A 16,695-nucleotide genomic window follows, 5' to 3' on the forward strand; every position below is an offset into this window, starting at 1 on the left:
TACAGAAGTTGGGCAAAAATCGTACAAGTCAGATTGATTTGATTCTCATTATCATTTAATAATTAAAATCATTATTCAATGAGCCCAGGTCATGAGTTCTGCCTTGCACGAGCAGCCCTACCTCGAAAGCTGGCGCTGGATGAGTCGCCAGATCCGTTGCGCGCTGGAGCCGGATGAGCCGCGTCTGATTGAGCACTACCTGGCCGAAGGGCGCTATCTGGCGTGTTGCACCTCCATGTCGGCGTGGCGCGTCGCTGAAACCTCCTTCCGTTTATTGATCGATACCGCTACCGATACCGCATTGCCCTGGCACTGGCGCAGCCTGTGCCTGGATCAGGCCTGGCGCCCGCTGCGCGACATGGAGCGGTTGTCTTTGTGCAAGTGCCGGCTCAAGCGCTGGCAAAGCCATGCCTGGCGGTTGGCGACGGTGTCGCTGCGGCCTTCCATTCCCCTGATTGAACTGGTGCAAGGATTTCCCGATGAGTAACTTCCGTATCGAACGTGACAGCATGGGCGAACTGCAGGTCCCGGAGCAGGCGCTGTACGGCGCACAGACCCAGCGGGCGGTGGATAACTTTCCCATCAGCGGCCAGCGCATGCCGGCAGCCTTCATCCGGGCTCTGATCCTGGCCAAGGCCGCGGCGGCCCGGGCCAACGTCGAGCTGGGGCAACTGAGCCAATCCCAGGGCAAGGCCATTGTCGATGCCGCTCAGGGCCTCCTGGAGGGCGACTTCATGCAGCACTTCCCGGTGGACATCTTCCAGACCGGTTCCGGCACCAGTTCCAACATGAATGCCAACGAAGTGCTGGCGACCCTGGCCGGCCGCCTGTTGGGCGAACCGGTCAATCCCAACGACCACGTCAACTGTGGTCAGAGCAGCAACGACATCATTCCCACCACCATTCACGTCAGCGCCGCCCTGAGCCTGCACGAACGCTTGTTGCCGGCATTGGTGCACCTGGTGGACGTCATCGAACGCAAGGCGGTGCAGGTGCATCCCTTCATCAAGACCGGGCGTACTCACCTGATGGACGCCATGCCGGTGCGCATGAGCCAGGTGCTGGACGGCTGGGCGCAACAGCTCAAGGCCAACATCGCTCACTTGCAGGATCTGCTGCCGAGCCTGCAGGCCCTGGCCCAGGGCGGCACCGCTGTGGGCACAGGGATCAACGCCCACCCCGAGTTCGCTGCGCGCTTCTGCCAGCAGTTGAGCCACCTGACCCAGGTGCCGTTCACCCCGGGCAAGAACCTGTTCGCCCTGATCGGTTCGCAGGACACCGCAGTGACGGTATCCGGTCAGCTCAAGGCCACCGCGGTGTCGTTGATGAAGATCGCCAACGACCTGCGCTGGATGAACTCCGGCCCGCTGGCGGGGTTGGGCGAGATTGAGCTGCAAGGGTTGCAGCCGGGGTCGTCGATCATGCCGGGCAAGGTCAATCCGGTGATTCCGGAGGCGGTGGCGATGGTTGCCGCCCAAGTCATTGGCAACGACAGCACCATCACCGTGGCCGGCCAATCGGGCAACTTCGAGCTCAATGTGATGCTGCCGGTCATCGCCCAGAACCTGCTGGGCAGCATCGAGCTGCTGGCCAACTCCAGCCGGCTGCTGGCGGACAAGGCTATTGCCAGCTTCAAGGTCAATGAGCCCAAGCTCAAGGAAGCGCTGGCGCGCAACCCGATCCTGGTCACCGCCCTGAACCCGATCATCGGTTACCAGAAGGCCGCGGAAATTGCCAAGACCGCCTACAGGCAGGGACGGCCGGTGATCGATGTGGCGTTGGAACTCACCGATCTGCCGCGTAGCCAGCTCGAAACTCTGCTGGATCCGGAAAAACTCACCGCAGGCGGCCTGTAACCCTCGACACCGTTTTGGAGGCGCACCATGGAGCACTGGAAACGCACGATCGAAAGGGCCAATCGTCTCTTTATGCAGGGCGAACTGGTGGATGCTCGCGAGTTCTACCTGCAGGCGCTGGCGCTGGCCCAGGTGTTGTTCGAGCGCTGGGCGGATGCCGACGAAGCGGTGGCGGCCTGCGTGATTTCCCATCACAACCTGGCGGACCTGCATCTACGCCTGAACCAGCCGGAGGAGAGCGCGGAATACCTCTGTGCCATCCATCAGCGCCTGCTGCAGACCATGCAGGACAGTCGCCTGAACCCGGCCTTGCGCGAAGCGGCCTGGCGCCAGAGCAGCAAGACTTACGTCGAGCTGCTGAATTTCATCGGCGAGCACGGTGAATACCCCCGCACTCATCGCTTGCTGGGCGGCAACGTCACGGGCCTGTCGACCGACAGCCCGCGCGCCGGCGGCACCTTTTTCGGAGTTCATTGATATGTCCTTTACCTTGCCTGCACTGCCTTACGCCTACGACGCCCTGGAGCCGCACATCGATGCGCAGACCATGGAGATTCACTACAGCAAGCACCACCAGACCTACATCAACAACCTGAATGCCGCAGTGGAGGGCACCGAATGGGCCGGTTGGGAGATCGACAAACTGGTGGCCAGCGTCCAGCAACTGCCTGAGCCGCTCCGGGCCGCAGTGATCAACCAGGGTGGTGGGCATGCCAATCATTCACTGTTCTGGGCCGTCATGACCCCGGCCGGCGGTGGCCAGCCCGAAGGTGCCTTGGGGCAGGCCATCGAGCAGCAACTGGGCGGTTTCGAACGCTTCAAGGAGGCCTTCACCAAGGCCGCGCTGACCCGTTTCGGCAGCGGCTGGGCCTGGCTCAGCGTGACCCCGGAGAAAAAGCTGGTGGTGGAAAGCAGCGGCAATCAGGACAGTCCGCTGATGAACGGCAATACGCCCATTCTGGGGCTGGACGTGTGGGAGCACGCCTATTACCTGCGATATCAGAACCGGCGGCCGGAATACATCAACGCGTTCTACAACGTGATCAACTGGCCGGAAGTGGCTCAGCGCTACCGGGCCGCGATGGCTTGATCCCTTATCCTGAAAACAAGATCTAAGGCCGACTATGGGCACTGAAACACTGGCGATCAGCAGCGGACGAATGTTTCGCTATGCCTTCGGTTCGCTGTTGCTGTTGGCGGGGACCGCTTTGCTGGTGGCTCAAGGGCTGAGCTGGCTAAGCCTGGAACCGCGCCTGCTGCGTGCCTTGCAAGGCGGTTCCATTTGCGCGCTGGGTACGGCACTGGGGGCGGTCCCGGTGCTGGTGATCCGGCAAATGCCGGTGGCGGTGAGCGACACCCTGCTGGGTTTTGGTGCCGGAGTGATGCTGGCGGCGACGGCGTTTTCACTGGTTGTCCCCGGCATTGCCGCAGCCCAGGACCTGGGCTTGTCTGCCTGGGGCTCCAGCGGCCTGATCTGTGCCGGCATCATGCTGGGGGCCCTTGTTCTGTTCCTGGTGGACCGCAAGATTTCCGGCGGCAGCCCGGAGTTGCTGGTGGGCACGCCGGAGCATCCAGTGATTGCCCCGCGGATCTGGTTGTTCGTCTTCGCGATCATTGCCCACAACATTCCTGAAGGGATGGCGGTGGGGGTGTCGGCCGGAGGCGGCATGCCGGATGCGGACAGTCTGGCCATGGGCATTGCCCTGCAGGATGTACCAGAAGGGCTGGTGATTGCCCTGGTGTTGGCGGGGGCGGGGATGTCGCGGGGCAAGGCGTTCCTGATCGGCGCCGCTTCAGGCCTGGTGGAGCCGGTCTTTGCCTTGCTCTGTGCCTGGCTGGTGAGCCTGGCGCAGGTGGTGCTGCCCTTGGGCCTGGCCCTGGCAGCGGGGGCGATGCTGCTGGTGGTCACTCATGAAGTGATTCCGGAGTCGCGTCGCAATGGCCATGACAAGCTTGCCAGTCTCGGCCTGTGTATCGGTTTCTGCCTGATGATGGTGATGGATACCGCACTGGCCTGAATGCCGCTCGTGCTTACTCGCCTTCGTCGAAGTAGTTGTTGATCAGGGCAACCAGTGCATCCAGTGCTTCCTGTTCCTGCTCGCCTTCGGTCTTGAGGTGGATCTTGGTGCCCTTGCCGGCGGCGAGCATCATCATGGCCATGATGCTTTTGCCATCGACCATGGATTCCGGGGTCCTGCCGGCGCGGATCTGGCAGGGGAACTGGCCGGCCACGCCGACGAACTTGGCTGAGGCGCGGGCGTGCAGGCCCAGTTTGTTGATGATCTCGATTTCCAGAGCTGGCATCGCGGGGTAGATCCTTTCAGCTAAGGTCGCGGTGGCGAACCTGGACGTTCTTCAGGGTTTTTTGCAACACCTTGCCCAGGCGCTCGGTCAGGTACACGGAGCGGTGGTGCCCGCCGGTGCAGCCAATGGCAATGGTCACGTAGGCGCGGTTGCTGGCGGCGAAGCGCGGCAGCCACTTGAGCAGATAGCTTTCGATGTCCTGGAACATCTCTTCGACATCGGGTTGCGCAGCCAGGTATTCCGCTACCGGGGCGTCCAGTCCGGATTGGGCACGCAGCTCGGGTTTCCAATACGGGTTGGGCAGACAGCGAACGTCAAACACCAGATCGGCATCCACCGGCATGCCGCGTTTGAAACCAAAGGACTCCACCAGGAACGCGGTGCCGGGTTCCGGCTGGTTCAACAGGCGCAGCTTGATGGTGTCCCGCAGTTGGTAGAGGTTCAGATTGGTGGTGTTGACCTTGAGGTCGGCCAGATCGACGATCGGGCCCAGCAGCTGGGTTTCGTCGTGGATGGCTTCGGCCAGTGAGCGATTGGCACTGCTCAGCGGGTGACGACGACGAGTTTCCGAGAAACGCTTGAGCAGGGTTTCCTCGTCGGCATCCAGATAAAGAACGTCACACTGGATATGCCGGCTGCGCACTTCTTCCAGCAGTTCAGGGAAGCGTGACAGATGGCTGGGCAGGTTGCGGGCGTCGATGGACACCGCTACCAGCGGTTGCGCCAGTTCAGTGTGAATCAAAGCGCGTTCGGCCAGCTCGGGCAGCAAGCCGGCGGGCAGGTTATCGATGCAGTAGTAGCCGTGGTCCTCAAGAACATCGAGGGCGGTGCTTTTACCTGAGCCGGAACGGCCGCTGACGATGATCAAACGCATGATTACTGACCGTTTTGCTCGTCCAGGACAACCTGATACAAGGCTTCGTTGCTGGTGGCATTGCGCAGGCGCTCGCGGACTTCCTTGCGATCGAGCATGCTGGCTATCTGCCGCAGCAGTTCCAGATGAGCATCGGTGGCGGCTTCCGGGACCAGCAGGACGAACAGCAGGTCGACCGGGGCGCCGTCGATGGCGTCGAAATCGATGGGAGCGTCCAGGTGCATCAGTGCACTGATGGGCGACTCGCAGCCTTTGAGGCGGCAGTGGGGAATGGCGATGCCATTGCCAAAACCGGTGGAGCCGAGTTTTTCGCGGGCGATCAGGCTCTCGAAGACGTCCTGCATCTCCAGATCAGGCACTTCACGACTGATCAGGTTGGCAATTTGTTCGAGGGCGCGTTTTTTACTGCCGCCCGGCACGTTCACCAGGGAACGGCCGGGGGTCAGGATGCTTTCAAGTCGGATCATGGGAGGGGAGTGTTAGCGACCCGTGCCTTGGAGAAGGTGGAGTTGCTTTTCCTTATGCTTTTTCAGTTGGCGGTCAAGCTTGTCCGTGAGCAGGTCGATTGCGGCATACATATCGTCATGTTCTGCATTGGCGACGACCTCCCCACCGTGGATGTGCAGGGTGGCTTCGATTTTCTGCTTCAGTTTCTCGACGGCCATGGTGACCTGCACATTGGTAATCTTGTCGAAATGCCGCTCCAGCCGGTCGAGTTTTTCGCCGATGTAAGCGCGCAGAGGTTCAGTCACTTCGAGTTGGTGTCCACTGATGTTGACTTGCATACAGCTTCTCCTTCGTTGCCAGTGCATAACGCGGCAGGCTGAGGTGCCTGCCACCTAGACCATGCCTGCAACCAGCTGGCTGAGCCAGCTTGCAGGCACACTCCGAAACGCTGTGGCCGGCCCGGCGGTTACATCAACCGCTTCCGTTCGCTGGAAGGCGCGATCCCAAGGGATTCGCGGTACTTGGCGACGGTCCGGCGGGCTACCTGAATGCCTTGTGACTCCAGTAAACCAGCGATCTTGCTGTCACTCAACGGCTTTTTCTGATTTTCCGCAGCCACCAGTTTTTTGATGATCGCGCGGATTGCCGTGGACGAGCATTCGCCGCCTTCCGAGGTGCTGACGTGGCTGGAGAAAAAGTATTTCAGTTCATATATGCCCCGGGGGGTATGCATGAATTTTTGCGTGGTCACCCGGGAAATCGTTGATTCGTGCATGCCGACCGCTTCGGCAATGTCATGCAGAACCAGGGGTTTCATGGCTTCGTCGCCATATTCGAGGAAGCCCCGTTGGTGCTCGACGATCTGGGTGGCCACTTTCATCAGGGTTTCGTTGCGGCTCTGCAGGCTCTTGATGAACCAGCGGGCTTCCTGCAACTGATTGCGCATGAAGGTGTTGTCGGCGCTGGTGTCGGCGCGGCGAACAAAACCGGCGTACTGTGCGTTGACCCGCAGGCGTGGCACGGATTCCTGGTTCAGCTCCACCAGCCAGCGCTCGTTGTCCTTGCGCACGATGACGTCCGGAACCACGTACTCGGCTTCGCTGGATTCGATCTGCGAGCCGGGACGCGGGTTGAGACTTTGCACCAGTTCGATGACCTGGCGCAGTTCGTCTTCCTTGAGCTTCATGCGACGCATCAACTGGCTGTAGTCGCGACTGCCCAGGAGGTCGATGTAATCGCTGACCAGGCGCTGGGCCTCGCTCAGCCAGGGAGTTTTCGCCGGCAGCTGGCGCAACTGCAGGAGCAGGCATTCGCCCAGATTGCGTGCGCCGATGCCGGCAGGTTCGAATTGCTGGATGCGATGCAGGACGGCTTCGATCTCGTCCAGTTCGATGTCCAGCTCCGGATCGAAGGCCTCGAGGATCTCCTCAAGGGTTTCGTCCAGGTAGCCCTGATTGTTGATGCAATCGATCAGGGTCACGGCGATCAGGCGATCGGTGTCCGACATCGGGGCCAGGTTCAGTTGCCAGAGCAGGTGGCTCTGCAGGCTTTCTCCGGCCGATGTGCGAGTGGTGAAGTCCCACTCGTCGTCATCGCTGCTGGGCAGGCTGCTGGCGCTGGTCTGGTAGACGTCTTCCCAGGCGGTATCCACCGGCAACTCGTTGGGGATGCGTTCGTTCCATTCGCCTTCCTCGAGGTTGTCCACCGTGGGGGCGGTTTCCTGGTAGGAGGGTTCCTGGATTTCGGTATTGGGTTTGGACTCGGTGTTGTCGGCCAGGGGGTCGCTGTTGTCGAAGTCGTCGCCGTCTTCCTGGCGTTCGAGCATCGGGTTGGACTCCAGGGCTTCCTGGATTTCCTGTTGCAGGTCCAGGGTCGACAATTGGAGCAGGCGGATGGCCTGTTGCAGCTGCGGTGTCATCGTCAGCTGCTGGCCCATTCTCAGGACTAGCGATGGTTTCATGGCAGGGGCTTAACACCTTATTTGCCGGCGCACATGCGCCATCCACTACAGGGCGCCGAAGCGCCAAACATAAGCAAATTATATGCCTGAAACTGAAGTGTTTGCCTAGAGCGCTGTAACAATAAAGTTTGTGGGGATTTATCGTTTGCGGCGCTCTGGCGTCTGGCCCGACACCTCAGCCGTTACAGGCGGAACTCATGGCCCAGATAGACTTCCTTGACCAGTTCGTTGGCCAGGATGGTCTCGGAGTCGCCCTCGGCGATCAGTTGCCCGTCATTGACGATATAGGCAGTCTCACAGATGTCCAGGGTTTCCCGGACGTTGTGGTCAGTGATCAGTACACCGATGCCTTTGGCCTTCAGGTGATGGATGATCTGCTTGATATCGCCGACCGAGATCGGGTCGACACCGGCGAAGGGTTCGTCCAGCAGGATGAACTTGGGTGCGGTCGCCAGCGCCCGGGCGATTTCCACGCGGCGGCGCTCGCCACCGGACAGGCTCATGCCGAGATTGTCGCGGATGTGGTTGATGTGGAATTCCTGCAGCAGGCTTTCCAGCTCCTGGCGGCGGCCGGCCTTGTCGAGCTCCTTGCGGGTCTCGAGGATGGCCATGATGTTGTCTGCGACCGACAGCTTGCGAAAGATCGAGGCTTCCTGAGGTAGATAGCCGATACCGGCGCGGGCGCGACCGTGCATCGGTTGGTGGCTGACATCCAGGTCGTCGATCAGGACGCGGCCCTGATCAGCCTGGACCAGACCGACGATCATGTAGAAGCAGGTGGTCTTGCCGGCGCCGTTGGGGCCGAGCAGGCCGACGATCTGCCCGCTGTCGATGGACAGGCTGACATCACGCACGACCTGGCGGCTCTTGTAGCTCTTGGCCAGGTGCTGGGCTTTCAGAGTTGCCATTACTGGGCCTTTTGCTCGTCGGTTTTCTTTTTCGGCTGGATGACCATGTCGATCCGCGGACGTGGCGCGGTGACCGAGCTGCCGTTGGCGCGACCGGCGTTAGCCACTTGCTTGACGGTGTCGTAGACGATCTTCTCGCCTTCGGTGGTGTTGCCGTCGTTGATGACCTTGGCCTTGTCGATCAGCACGATGCGGTTCTGCTGGGCATGGTACTGGATGGTCACGGCGTAGGCCTGGACCGGTTTCGGGTCGGTCTGCTTCTGCAGCTGCTCGAAGTAGGCCAGGTTGCCCACCGACGTCACGACATCGATTTCGCCGGTCTTGGATCGGGTGATGGTCACGGTGTTGCCGGTGATCTTCATCGAGCCCTGGGTGATGATCACATCGCCCTTGTAGGTGGCCACGCCGTTCTTGTCGTCCAGCTGGGCGTCGTCTGCCTGAATGCGGATTGGCTGTTGGCTATCGTTCGGCAGAGCCCAGGCGCTCACGCTTCCCAGTGCTGCGCCCAGACTGAGCAAAATAGGGAGGGTTTTAACGAGCCTCATACTGTCCTCTTACGTTCGATAGCAGGTTCATCCTGCCGTCTTTCAAATACGCTTTCATTCCCTTGGCAGTGGTCACGCCGTCGGCGCCGTCGATTCTAACGGCTTGCTCGGTCTGCGCATATTGCTTCTGCGGGAATACTGTCATGCGGCTGGTGGTGATCAGCAGGTTGCGGTTGTGCTCGTCGGTGCGGGAAACCCGAACCGAATCGATCAGCTCGACCTCGGTGCCGTCCGGATTGACTTCGCCGCGCTCGCTCTGGACGTGCCAGGGATAAGTGGTGCCGCGGTACATCTGCAGGTCGGGCTTGGTCAGCAGTGTCACTTCGCTGGCCTTGATGTGTTCGACCTTGTCCGAGGTCATTTCGTACTGCAGTTTGCCGTCGGGCAGGTACTGCACACTGCGGGCGTTGATCGCGTAATAGTCGATGGCGCTCTCGTCGACCTGCACCACTGGCTTGTCGAGGAAGCGTTCCGGGCTGATGTTCCAGTAGCCGACCGCCGCGAACAGCAGGGCGATGGTCCCGAAGATCAGGATGGTGCGAATCTTTTTACTCAGCATGGGAGGGCTCTATAAATAAGCGGCATTGGCTGCTTCAAGGCGATCCTGGGCGCGCAGGATCAGCTCGCAGAACTCCCGTGCGGCACCTTCGCCGCCGCGGGCAACGGTAATGCCGTGGGCGTGTTCGCGGACAAAGCTGGCAGCGTTGGCCACCGCCATGCCCAGGCCGACACGGCGGATCACCGGCAGGTCGGGCAGGTCGTCACCCAGGTAGGCGACCTGTTCATAGCTTAGGCCCAGTTGGGCAAGAAGCTCGTCCAGTACCACCAGTTTGTCTTCGCGGCCCTGGTACAGATGGGGGATCCCCAGGTTCTTGGCGCGGCGTTCCACCACAGGGGTCTTGCGCCCGCTGATGATCGCGGTCTGCACCCCGGCGGCCATGAGCATCTTGATGCCTTGGCCATCGAGGGTATTGAAGGTCTTGAATTCGCTGCCGTCTTCAAGGAAGTACAGGCGACCGTCGGTCAGGACGCCATCGACGTCGAAGACCGCCAGCTTGATGTGTTTACCGCGTTGCAGCAGGTCGGCACTCATTTACATCACTCCCGCGCGCAGCAGGTCGTGCATGTTCAAGGCGCCGATCGGCCGGTCTTCCTTGTCCACCACCACCAGGGCGCTGATTTTATGGTCTTCCATGATCTTCAGGGCTTCGGCGGCCAGCATATCGGCACGGGCGGTCTTGCCATGAGGGGTCATGACCGAATCGATGGTGGCGTGGTGGATATCGATGGCGCGATCCAGGGTGCGGCGCAGGTCGCCGTCGGTGAAGATCCCGGCCAGGCGGCCGTCGGCCTCGAGGATCACGGTCATGCCCAGGCCCTTGCGGGTCATTTCCATGAGCGCATCCTTGAGCAGGGTGCCCCGTTGCACCTGTGGCAGGTCGTTGCCTTCGTGCATCACGTTCTCGACCTTGAGCAGCAGGCGACGGCCCAGGGCGCCTCCAGGATGGGAGAAGGCGAAGTCTTCGGCAGTGAACCCGCGGGCTTCCAGCAGGGCCACGGCCAGGGCATCGCCCATGACTAGGGCGGCAGTGGTCGAGGAGGTGGGGGCCAGGTTCAGCGGGCAGGCCTCGTGCTCGACATGGACGTTGAGGTTGACGTCGGCGGCCTTGGCCAGCGGCGACTCGGGGTTGCCGGTCAGGCTGATCAGCTGGATGCCCAGGCGCTTGATCAGCGGCAGCAAGGTGACGATTTCGTTGGTGGAACCCGAGTTGGAGAGGGCCAGGATCACGTCGTCGCGGGTGATCATGCCCATGTCGCCGTGGCTGGCTTCGGCCGGATGGACAAAGAAAGCGGTGGTTCCGGTGCTCGCCAGGGTCGCGGCGATCTTGTTGCCGATGTGCCCGGACTTGCCCATGCCGACCACGACCACTCGGCCTTTGCTGGCCAGAATCATCTCGCAAGCGCGTACGAAATCTGCGTCGATATGGGGCAGCAAGCCTTCTACGGCCTGAAGTTCGAGGCGGATGGTGCGTTGTGCTGATTGAATCAGGTCGCTGGATTGGCTCATGTCTGAAATCGTATAGCCCGATGAAAAGGCGGCGATTATAGCGGTAATGAACAAATCCCTCACGCAAGTTCGTCAGCCTTTGTCCGTCCGGTATCAGGATTCCTCCGATTTCGCCTGTCCTGGACCTGAACGTTCACGGCTTCGGCCTTGGGGGCGTCGTATCAGCAGTGATATAGTTCGCCGCCAGTTCGGCCTGCCCAGGGGCACGTACTCCCGGCAGGGAGCCAAGCGTCCGAGTGATAGGCTGCATCGCAAGGAGTTTAGATGAGTGCCGATAACGCCTACGCGGTCGAGCTGAAGGGACTGTCCTTCAAGCGCGGTGCGCGCAGCATTTTCAATAACGTGGATATCCGTATTCCGCGGGGCAAGGTCACCGGCATCATGGGGCCTTCCGGCTGCGGAAAAACCACCCTGTTGCGCTTGATGGGCATGCAGTTGCGGCCCAGCAGCGGCGAAGTGTGGGTCAACGGCCAGAATCTGCCGACCCTCTCGCGCAGCGATCTGTTCGATGCGCGCAAGCAAATGGGCGTGCTGTTTCAGAGTGGCGCACTGTTTACCGATCTGGATGTGTTCGAGAACGTGGCTTTTCCGCTGCGGGTGCATACCGAACTGCCGGACGAGATGATTCGCGACATTGTCCTGCTCAAGCTGCAGGCGGTGGGCCTGCGTGGTGCCGTCGACCTGATGCCCGACGAGCTGTCCGGCGGCATGAAGCGTCGGGTCGCCCTGGCCCGGGCCATCGCCCTGGATCCGCAGATTCTCATGTACGACGAACCCTTCGTGGGTCAGGACCCGATCGCCATGGGCGTCCTGGTGCGGCTGATCCGCCTGCTCAACGATGCCCTGGGCATTACCAGCATCGTGGTGTCCCACGATCTTGCGGAAACCGCGAGCATTGCCGATTACCTCTATGTAGTCGGTGATGGCCAGGTATTGGGTCAGGGAACTCCTGACGAACTGATGGACTCCGACAATCCGCGTATCCGTCAATTCATGAAGGGGGATCCCGACGGCCCGGTGCCGTTTCACTTTCCAGCGACGGATTACCGCGCAGATCTTCTGGGGAAGCGCTGATGCGCAAAATATCGCTAATCGAGAGGGTTCGCCTCTTCGGTCGCTCAGGCATCGATGTCCTGGCGGTACTGGGGCGTTCCACCCTGTTCCTGTTTCACGCGCTGTTGGGACGTGGCGGCATCGGCGGCAGTTTCGGCCTGCTGATCAAGCAACTGCACTCCGTGGGCGTGATGTCCCTGGTGATCATCGTCGTGTCCGGAGTCTTCATCGGCATGGTGCTGGCGCTGCAGGGCTTCAACATTCTCTCCAGCTACGGTTCGGAGCAGGCGGTGGGGCAGATGGTCGCCCTGACCCTGTTGCGTGAGCTGGGGCCGGTGGTTACCGCGCTGCTGTTCGCCGGTCGTGCCGGTTCGGCGCTGACGGCCGAGATCGGCAACATGAAATCCACCGAGCAGCTCTCCAGCCTGGAGATGATCGGGGTCGACCCGCTCAAGTACATCATCGCGCCACGCCTGTGGGCCGGCTTCATCTCCCTGCCGCTGCTGGCGATGATTTTCAGCGTAGTGGGCATCTGGGGCGGCTCTTGGGTTGCCGTGGACTGGCTGGGTGTCTATGAAGGTTCCTACTGGTCGAACATGCAGAACAGCGTGACCTTCAGCGGTGACGTACTCAATGGTGTGATCAAGAGTATCGTTTTTGCGTTTGTAGTGACCTGGATCGCCGTATTCCAAGGCTACGACTGTGAGCCCACTTCAGAGGGGATCAGCCGTGCCACTACCAAGACCGTGGTGTACGCCTCGTTGGCCGTACTCGGCTTGGACTTTATTCTGACCGCCTTGATGTTTGGAGATTTCTGATGCAAAACCGCACCCTGGAAATCGGTGTCGGCCTTTTCCTGCTGGCCGGCATCCTGGCTTTGCTGTTGCTTGCCCTGCGAGTCAGTGGCTTGTCTCCGAGCGCAAGCACCGATACCTACAAGCTTTACGCCTACTTCGACAATATCGCCGGTTTGACGGTCAGAGCTAAGGTGACCATGGCCGGGGTAACCATCGGCAAGGTCACGGCGATCGATCTGGACCGCGACAGCTTCACCGGTCGGGTCACCATGCAACTGGAAAAACGTGTGGATAATCTGCCGACCGACTCCACTGCATCTATCCTGACGGCTGGCCTGTTGGGTGAGAAATACATCGGTATCAGCGTGGGCGGGGAAGAAGCCTTGCTCAAGGATGGCGGGACCATCCACGACACCCAGTCGTCGCTGGTGCTGGAGGACCTGATCGGTAAATTCCTGCTCAATACCGTTAGCAAAGACGCCAAATGAGGAGTTTTTCGATGATCTCTATCTTGCGACGTGGCCTGTTGGTGCTGCTGGCGGCCCTGCCGTTGCTGGCCAATGCGGCCGGTGCACCTTCCGCACACGATCTGGTGCAGGACACCACGACCCGCCTGCTGGCGGATCTGGCGGCCAACAAGGAAAAGTACAAGCAAAGCCCGAACGATTTCTACAACGCCCTGAACGGCATTGTCGGTCCGGTGGTGGATGCCGACGGCATCTCCCGCAGCATCATGACCGTGAAGTATTCGCGCAAGGCCACACCGGAGCAGATGGCGCGCTTCCAGGAGAACTTCAAGCGCAGCCTGATGCAGTTCTATGGCAACGCCTTGCTCGAGTACAACAACCAGGGCATCACCGTTTCTCCGGCCAAGGATGAAAGCGGCACCCGTACCAGCGTGGACATGCAGGTCAAAGGCAACAACGGCGCTATCTATCCGGTGTCCTACACCCTGGAAAAGATCAACGACGAGTGGAAAGTGCGTAACGTGATCATCAACGGCATCAACATCGGCAAGCTGTTCCGTGATCAGTTCGCCGACGCCATGCAGCGCAACGGCAACAACCTGGACAAGACCATCGACGGCTGGGCCGGCGAAGTGGCCAAGGCCAAGGAAGTCACCGAAGATGCCGCCCATAAGGCTGCACAATGAGTGAGTCGGCCGTACGCCTGGGTGACGCCGGGGAGCTGCTGATCAGCGGCGTGCTGGATTACCGCAGCGGCCCTGGCCTGCGCAAGCAGGGCCTGGCGCTGATCAAGTCGAGCCCGGGCACCGCCCTGGTACTCGATTGCTCGGCGGTGGAAAAATCCAGCAGTGTCGGTCTGGCCCTGTTGCTGGCCTTCATTCGCGATGGTCAGGGGCTGGGCAAGACGGTGAGCGTTCGCGCCCTGCCCGAGGACATGCGGGAAATCGCCGAGGTATCCGGGGTCACCGAGATCCTCCTCCATCCGTAGTAACCCACATCTATATAGAAGCCCCCCGTCAGAGTCCTGCTATGCGGGGTTCGCAGGCGCGGGGCTTTTTTGTATGATGTCCGACCCGCGCGCACAGGGCGCCGATTGAGGTTGAGCATGCAGGCCAACGAAGTGAAGAGCTTTCTTGAGGGAAAGCTGCCCGGAGCTCAGGTAGAAGTTGAGGGCGAAGGCTGCAACTTTCAGCTGAACGTGATTAGCGACGAACTGGTGGCCTTGAGCCCGGTCAAGCGTCAGCAGAGCATCTATGCCCATTTGAATCCATGGATTGCCGATGGCAGCATCCACGCGATCACCATGAAATTTTTCAGCCGCGCGGCCTGGGCCGAGCGCACCTGAGCCCAAGGGCGTCGAGACTGTTATGGATAAATTGATTATTACCGGCGGCGTTCGCCTTGATGGCGAGATCCGCATTTCCGGGGCCAAGAACTCCGCGCTGCCGATTCTGGCGGCAACCCTGCTGTGCGATGGCCCGGTCACCGTGGCCAACCTGCCGCACCTGCACGACATCACCACCATGATCGAGCTGTTCGGTCGCATGGGCATCGAACCGGTGATCGACGAGAAGCTCAGTGTCGAAATCGACCCGCGCACCATCAAGACCCTGGTGGCGCCTTACGAGCTGGTGAAAACCATGCGCGCCTCGATCCTGGTGCTGGGCCCGATGGTTGCCCGCTTCGGTGAGGCCGAAGTGGCTCTGCCAGGCGGTTGCGCCATCGGCTCGCGCCCGGTTGACCTGCACATCCGCGGCCTGGAAGCCATGGGCGCGGTGATCGATGTCGAAGGCGGCTACATCAAGGCCAAGGCCCCTGAAGGCGGCCTGCGCGGCGCGAACTTCTTCTTCGATACCGTGAGCGTGACCGGTACCGAGAACATCATGATGGCCGCGGCGTTGGCCCGGGGCCGCAGCGTGCTGCAGAACGCCGCCCGCGAACCTGAAGTCGTCGACCTGGCAAACTTCCTGATCGCCATGGGCGCGAAGATTTCCGGCGCCGGCACCGACACCATCACCATCGATGGCGTCGAGCGTCTGCATTCGGCGATCTACAAGGTCATGCCCGACCGTATCGAAACCGGCACCTACCTGGTGGCGGCTGCCGTCACCGGCGGCCGGGTCAAGGTCAAGGACACCGATCCGACCATCCTTGAAGCCGTACTGGAAAAACTCAAGGAAGCGGGCGCCGAAGTCACCACCGGCAGCGACTGGATTGAGCTCAACATGCACGGCAAGCGCCCCAAGGCGGTCAACGTGCGTACTGCTCCGTACCCGGCGTTCCCGACCGACATGCAAGCGCAGTTCATTTCCCTGAACGCGATTGCCGAAGGCACGGGCGCGGTGATCGAGACCATCTTCGAAAACCGCTTCATGCACGTGTACGAACTGCACCGTATGGGCGCCAAGATCCAGGTCGAAGGCAACACAGCGATCGTCACCGGCACCGAAATCCTCAAGGGCGCGCCGGTCATGGCCACCGACCTGCGGGCCTCGGCCAGCCTGGTGATCTCGGCCCTGATGGCCGAAGGCGACACCCTGATCGACCGCATCTACCACATCGACCGTGGTTACGAGTGCATCGAAGAGAAGCTGCAGATGCTCGGCGCCAAGATCCGCCGCGTACCGGGCTAGTAGCATGACGGGCACAGGGAGGTGCCCACAGCCGAATCTGTTCCACGTCGAGCCTGTCTTCAGGCTCGACGCATGTCTGGCGCCGTTTGCGTCCGGGCATCAGTCGCCGCAGAAGGACTTACGTTACTCATGTTGACCATCGCACTGTCCAAGGGCCGTATCCTCGACGACACGCTGCCGCTTCTGGCTGAAGCGGGCATCGTGCCAACCGAGAATCCGGACAAGAGCCGCAAACTGATCATCCCCACGACTCAGGACGATGTTCGCCTGCTGATCGTACGCGCCACCGATGTGCCGACCTATGTCGAACATGGCGCTGCCGACCTTGGGGTGGCCGGCAAGGACGTCCTGATGGAGTACTCCGGCCAGGGCCTGTACGAACCGCTGGACCTGCAGATTGCCCAGTGCAAGCTGATGACCGCAGGTGCCATTGGCGCTGTCGAACCCAAGGGGCGCCTGCGCGTGGCCACCAAGTTCGTCAACGTGGCCAAGCGTTACTACGCCGAACAGGGCCGCCAGGTGGACATCATCAAGCTCTACGGCTCGATGGAGCTGGCGCCGCTGATCGGTCTGGCGGACAAGATCATCGACGTGGTCGACACCGGCAACACCCTGCGGGCCAACGGCCTGGAGCCCCAGGAACTGATCGCCACCATCAGCTCCCGCCTGGTGGTCAACAAGGCATCGATGAAGATGCAGCACGCCCGTATCCAGGCGTTGATCGACACCCTGCGCAAGGCAGTGGAATCGCGACACCGCGGCTGATTCACATGCGTGGCCTTG

General features: G+C 61.0%; 23 protein-coding genes. 13 read left to right on the forward strand and 10 right to left on the reverse strand.

Features of this window, described 5'->3' with window-relative positions; translation table 11 throughout:
• The first annotated feature begins 91 nt into the window (after positions 1–91).
• The 5 genes from PST29_RS04620 to PST29_RS04640 are packed head-to-tail and all read left to right on the forward strand — an operon-like array spanning position 92 to position 3,874.
• Complete coding sequence (locus PST29_RS04620; protein ID WP_060842490.1) at positions 92–487, forward strand: hypothetical protein; 396 nt, start codon at positions 92–94, stop codon at positions 485–487.
• Complete coding sequence (locus tag PST29_RS04625; protein ID WP_060837545.1) at positions 480–1,856, forward strand: class II fumarate hydratase; 1,377 nt, start codon at positions 480–482, stop codon at positions 1,854–1,856. Before PST29_RS04620 ends, PST29_RS04625 begins: the two co-directional genes overlap by 8 nt.
• 27 nt (positions 1,857–1,883) lie before the next feature.
• Positions 1,884–2,333 carry a hypothetical protein gene (locus PST29_RS04630; protein ID WP_060837546.1) on the forward strand — a complete coding sequence of 150 codons (450 nt, stop codon included), beginning with the start codon at positions 1,884–1,886 and terminating at the stop codon, positions 2,331–2,333.
• 1 nt (position 2,334) lies between these two features.
• Positions 2,335–2,946 carry a superoxide dismutase gene (locus PST29_RS04635; protein WP_060837547.1) on the forward strand — a complete coding sequence of 204 codons (612 nt, stop codon included), beginning with the start codon at positions 2,335–2,337 and terminating at the stop codon, positions 2,944–2,946.
• A gap of 34 nt (positions 2,947–2,980) precedes the next feature.
• Positions 2,981–3,874, forward strand: a complete 894-nt coding sequence (locus tag PST29_RS04640; RefSeq protein WP_060842491.1) for a ZIP family metal transporter — start codon at positions 2,981–2,983, stop codon at positions 3,872–3,874.
• Positions 3,875–3,887: 13 nt separating this feature from the next.
• On the opposite strand, the gene PST29_RS04645 is transcribed toward PST29_RS04640, so the two are convergent.
• From PST29_RS04645 to PST29_RS04690, 10 genes are all read right to left on the reverse strand, one after another.
• A complete protein-coding gene (locus PST29_RS04645) occupies positions 3,888–4,160 on the reverse strand; it encodes an HPr family phosphocarrier protein (RefSeq protein ID WP_060837549.1) in 273 nt (90 codons plus the stop codon).
• Positions 4,161–4,176: 16 nt separating this feature from the next.
• Positions 4,177–5,034 carry an RNase adapter RapZ gene (gene rapZ, locus PST29_RS04650; RefSeq protein WP_016966640.1) on the reverse strand — a complete coding sequence of 286 codons (858 nt, stop codon included), beginning with the start codon at positions 5,032–5,034 and terminating at the stop codon, positions 4,177–4,179.
• A 2-nt stretch (positions 5,035–5,036) separates the two neighbouring features.
• Positions 5,037–5,501 (reverse strand): PTS IIA-like nitrogen regulatory protein PtsN, encoded by a 465-nt coding sequence (gene ptsN, locus PST29_RS04655; RefSeq protein ID WP_060842492.1) that lies wholly within the window; start codon positions 5,499–5,501, stop codon positions 5,037–5,039.
• Positions 5,502–5,513: 12 nt separating this feature from the next.
• Positions 5,514–5,819: a ribosome hibernation-promoting factor, HPF/YfiA family gene (hpf, locus tag PST29_RS04660; RefSeq protein WP_016966642.1), complete on the reverse strand. Its 306-nt coding sequence runs from the start codon at positions 5,817–5,819 to the stop codon at positions 5,514–5,516.
• Positions 5,820–5,947: 128 nt separating this feature from the next.
• Positions 5,948–7,441 (reverse strand): RNA polymerase factor sigma-54, encoded by a 1,494-nt coding sequence (locus tag PST29_RS04665; protein WP_060842493.1) that lies wholly within the window; start codon positions 7,439–7,441, stop codon positions 5,948–5,950.
• Between the two features lie 182 nt (positions 7,442–7,623).
• Positions 7,624–8,349 carry an LPS export ABC transporter ATP-binding protein gene (gene lptB / locus PST29_RS04670; protein ID WP_011059270.1) on the reverse strand — a complete coding sequence of 242 codons (726 nt, stop codon included), beginning with the start codon at positions 8,347–8,349 and terminating at the stop codon, positions 7,624–7,626.
• A complete protein-coding gene (gene lptA, locus PST29_RS04675; protein ID WP_011059271.1) occupies positions 8,349–8,894 on the reverse strand; it encodes a lipopolysaccharide transport periplasmic protein LptA in 546 nt (181 codons plus the stop codon). The genes lptB and lptA overlap by 1 nt, the downstream gene beginning before the upstream one ends.
• Positions 8,881–9,453 (reverse strand): LPS export ABC transporter periplasmic protein LptC, encoded by a 573-nt coding sequence (lptC, locus tag PST29_RS04680; RefSeq protein WP_016966644.1) that lies wholly within the window; start codon positions 9,451–9,453, stop codon positions 8,881–8,883. The genes lptA and lptC overlap by 14 nt, the downstream gene beginning before the upstream one ends.
• Positions 9,454–9,462: 9 nt before the next feature.
• Entirely contained in the window at positions 9,463–9,987 is a 525-nt protein-coding gene (locus PST29_RS04685) for a KdsC family phosphatase (protein WP_060842494.1), read from the reverse strand.
• Positions 9,988–10,962: a KpsF/GutQ family sugar-phosphate isomerase gene (locus tag PST29_RS04690; RefSeq protein WP_060837553.1), complete on the reverse strand. Its 975-nt coding sequence runs from the start codon at positions 10,960–10,962 to the stop codon at positions 9,988–9,990. It abuts the gene before it with no gap.
• A gap of 264 nt (positions 10,963–11,226) precedes the next feature.
• On the opposite strand from PST29_RS04690, the gene PST29_RS04695 reads away from it, so the two are divergent.
• The 8 genes from PST29_RS04695 to hisG all read left to right on the forward strand — a co-directional run bounded on the left by PST29_RS04695 (position 11,227) and on the right by hisG (position 16,677).
• On the forward strand, positions 11,227–12,036 hold the full coding sequence (locus PST29_RS04695) for an ATP-binding cassette domain-containing protein (RefSeq protein WP_016966646.1): 810 nt from the start codon (positions 11,227–11,229) through the stop codon (positions 12,034–12,036).
• Entirely contained in the window at positions 12,036–12,833 is a 798-nt protein-coding gene (gene mlaE, locus PST29_RS04700; RefSeq protein WP_016966647.1) for a lipid asymmetry maintenance ABC transporter permease subunit MlaE, read from the forward strand. Before PST29_RS04695 ends, mlaE begins: the two co-directional genes overlap by 1 nt.
• Complete coding sequence (mlaD, locus tag PST29_RS04705; RefSeq protein WP_016966648.1) at positions 12,833–13,300, forward strand: outer membrane lipid asymmetry maintenance protein MlaD; 468 nt, start codon at positions 12,833–12,835, stop codon at positions 13,298–13,300. Before mlaE ends, mlaD begins: the two co-directional genes overlap by 1 nt.
• Before the next feature lie 11 nt (positions 13,301–13,311).
• On the forward strand, positions 13,312–13,965 hold the full coding sequence (locus tag PST29_RS04710) for an MlaC/ttg2D family ABC transporter substrate-binding protein (RefSeq protein WP_060837555.1): 654 nt from the start codon (positions 13,312–13,314) through the stop codon (positions 13,963–13,965).
• Positions 13,962–14,267: an STAS domain-containing protein gene (locus tag PST29_RS04715; RefSeq protein ID WP_047301785.1), complete on the forward strand. Its 306-nt coding sequence runs from the start codon at positions 13,962–13,964 to the stop codon at positions 14,265–14,267. The genes PST29_RS04710 and PST29_RS04715 overlap by 4 nt, the downstream gene beginning before the upstream one ends.
• Before the next feature lie 117 nt (positions 14,268–14,384).
• On the forward strand, positions 14,385–14,624 hold the full coding sequence (locus PST29_RS04720) for a BolA family protein (protein WP_016966651.1): 240 nt from the start codon (positions 14,385–14,387) through the stop codon (positions 14,622–14,624).
• A gap of 22 nt (positions 14,625–14,646) precedes the next feature.
• Positions 14,647–15,912, forward strand: coding sequence for a UDP-N-acetylglucosamine 1-carboxyvinyltransferase (gene murA / locus PST29_RS04725; RefSeq protein WP_011059281.1), 1,266 nt, complete (start codon positions 14,647–14,649; stop codon positions 15,910–15,912).
• Positions 15,913–16,041: 129 nt separating this feature from the next.
• A complete protein-coding gene (gene hisG, locus PST29_RS04730) occupies positions 16,042–16,677 on the forward strand; it encodes an ATP phosphoribosyltransferase (RefSeq protein ID WP_016968619.1) in 636 nt (211 codons plus the stop codon).
• Positions 16,678–16,695 lie beyond the last annotated feature (18 nt).

Origin of the sequence: Pseudomonas sp. St29, assembly GCF_001547915.1 — a bacterium.
GTDB lineage: Bacteria > Pseudomonadota > Gammaproteobacteria > Pseudomonadales > Pseudomonadaceae > Aquipseudomonas.

Excerpts from the sequence above, each read along its gene's own strand:
- PST29_RS04620 (WP_060842490.1), top strand. The coding sequence starts at position 92 with ATGAGTTCTGCCTTGCACGAGCAGCCCTACCTCGAAAGCTGGCGCTGG.
- hpf (WP_016966642.1), bottom strand. The coding sequence starts at position 5,819 with ATGCAAGTCAACATCAGTGGACACCAACTCGAAGTGACTGAACCTCTG.
- PST29_RS04715 (WP_047301785.1), top strand. The coding sequence starts at position 13,962 with ATGAGTGAGTCGGCCGTACGCCTGGGTGACGCCGGGGAGCTGCTGATC.
- PST29_RS04710 (WP_060837555.1), top strand. The coding sequence starts at position 13,312 with ATGATCTCTATCTTGCGACGTGGCCTGTTGGTGCTGCTGGCGGCCCTG.
- PST29_RS04685 (WP_060842494.1), bottom strand. The coding sequence starts at position 9,987 with ATGAGTGCCGACCTGCTGCAACGCGGTAAACACATCAAGCTGGCGGTC.
- lptB (WP_011059270.1), bottom strand. The coding sequence starts at position 8,349 with ATGGCAACTCTGAAAGCCCAGCACCTGGCCAAGAGCTACAAGAGCCGC.
- rapZ (WP_016966640.1), bottom strand. The coding sequence starts at position 5,034 with ATGCGTTTGATCATCGTCAGCGGCCGTTCCGGCTCAGGTAAAAGCACC.
- PST29_RS04630 (WP_060837546.1), top strand. The coding sequence starts at position 1,884 with ATGGAGCACTGGAAACGCACGATCGAAAGGGCCAATCGTCTCTTTATG.
- PST29_RS04625 (WP_060837545.1), top strand. The coding sequence starts at position 480 with ATGAGTAACTTCCGTATCGAACGTGACAGCATGGGCGAACTGCAGGTC.
- mlaD (WP_016966648.1), top strand. The coding sequence starts at position 12,833 with ATGCAAAACCGCACCCTGGAAATCGGTGTCGGCCTTTTCCTGCTGGCC.
- PST29_RS04635 (WP_060837547.1), top strand. The coding sequence starts at position 2,335 with ATGTCCTTTACCTTGCCTGCACTGCCTTACGCCTACGACGCCCTGGAG.
- PST29_RS04720 (WP_016966651.1), top strand. The coding sequence starts at position 14,385 with ATGCAGGCCAACGAAGTGAAGAGCTTTCTTGAGGGAAAGCTGCCCGGA.
- PST29_RS04695 (WP_016966646.1), top strand. The coding sequence starts at position 11,227 with ATGAGTGCCGATAACGCCTACGCGGTCGAGCTGAAGGGACTGTCCTTC.
- PST29_RS04640 (WP_060842491.1), top strand. The coding sequence starts at position 2,981 with ATGGGCACTGAAACACTGGCGATCAGCAGCGGACGAATGTTTCGCTAT.
- PST29_RS04665 (WP_060842493.1), bottom strand. The coding sequence starts at position 7,441 with ATGAAACCATCGCTAGTCCTGAGAATGGGCCAGCAGCTGACGATGACA.
- mlaE (WP_016966647.1), top strand. The coding sequence starts at position 12,036 with ATGCGCAAAATATCGCTAATCGAGAGGGTTCGCCTCTTCGGTCGCTCA.
- PST29_RS04645 (WP_060837549.1), bottom strand. The coding sequence starts at position 4,160 with ATGCCAGCTCTGGAAATCGAGATCATCAACAAACTGGGCCTGCACGCC.
- murA (WP_011059281.1), top strand. The coding sequence starts at position 14,647 with ATGGATAAATTGATTATTACCGGCGGCGTTCGCCTTGATGGCGAGATC.
- lptA (WP_011059271.1), bottom strand. The coding sequence starts at position 8,894 with ATGAGGCTCGTTAAAACCCTCCCTATTTTGCTCAGTCTGGGCGCAGCA.
- PST29_RS04690 (WP_060837553.1), bottom strand. The coding sequence starts at position 10,962 with ATGAGCCAATCCAGCGACCTGATTCAATCAGCACAACGCACCATCCGC.
- hisG (WP_016968619.1), top strand. The coding sequence starts at position 16,042 with ATGTTGACCATCGCACTGTCCAAGGGCCGTATCCTCGACGACACGCTG.
- ptsN (WP_060842492.1), bottom strand. The coding sequence starts at position 5,501 with ATGATCCGACTTGAAAGCATCCTGACCCCCGGCCGTTCCCTGGTGAAC.
- lptC (WP_016966644.1), bottom strand. The coding sequence starts at position 9,453 with ATGCTGAGTAAAAAGATTCGCACCATCCTGATCTTCGGGACCATCGCC.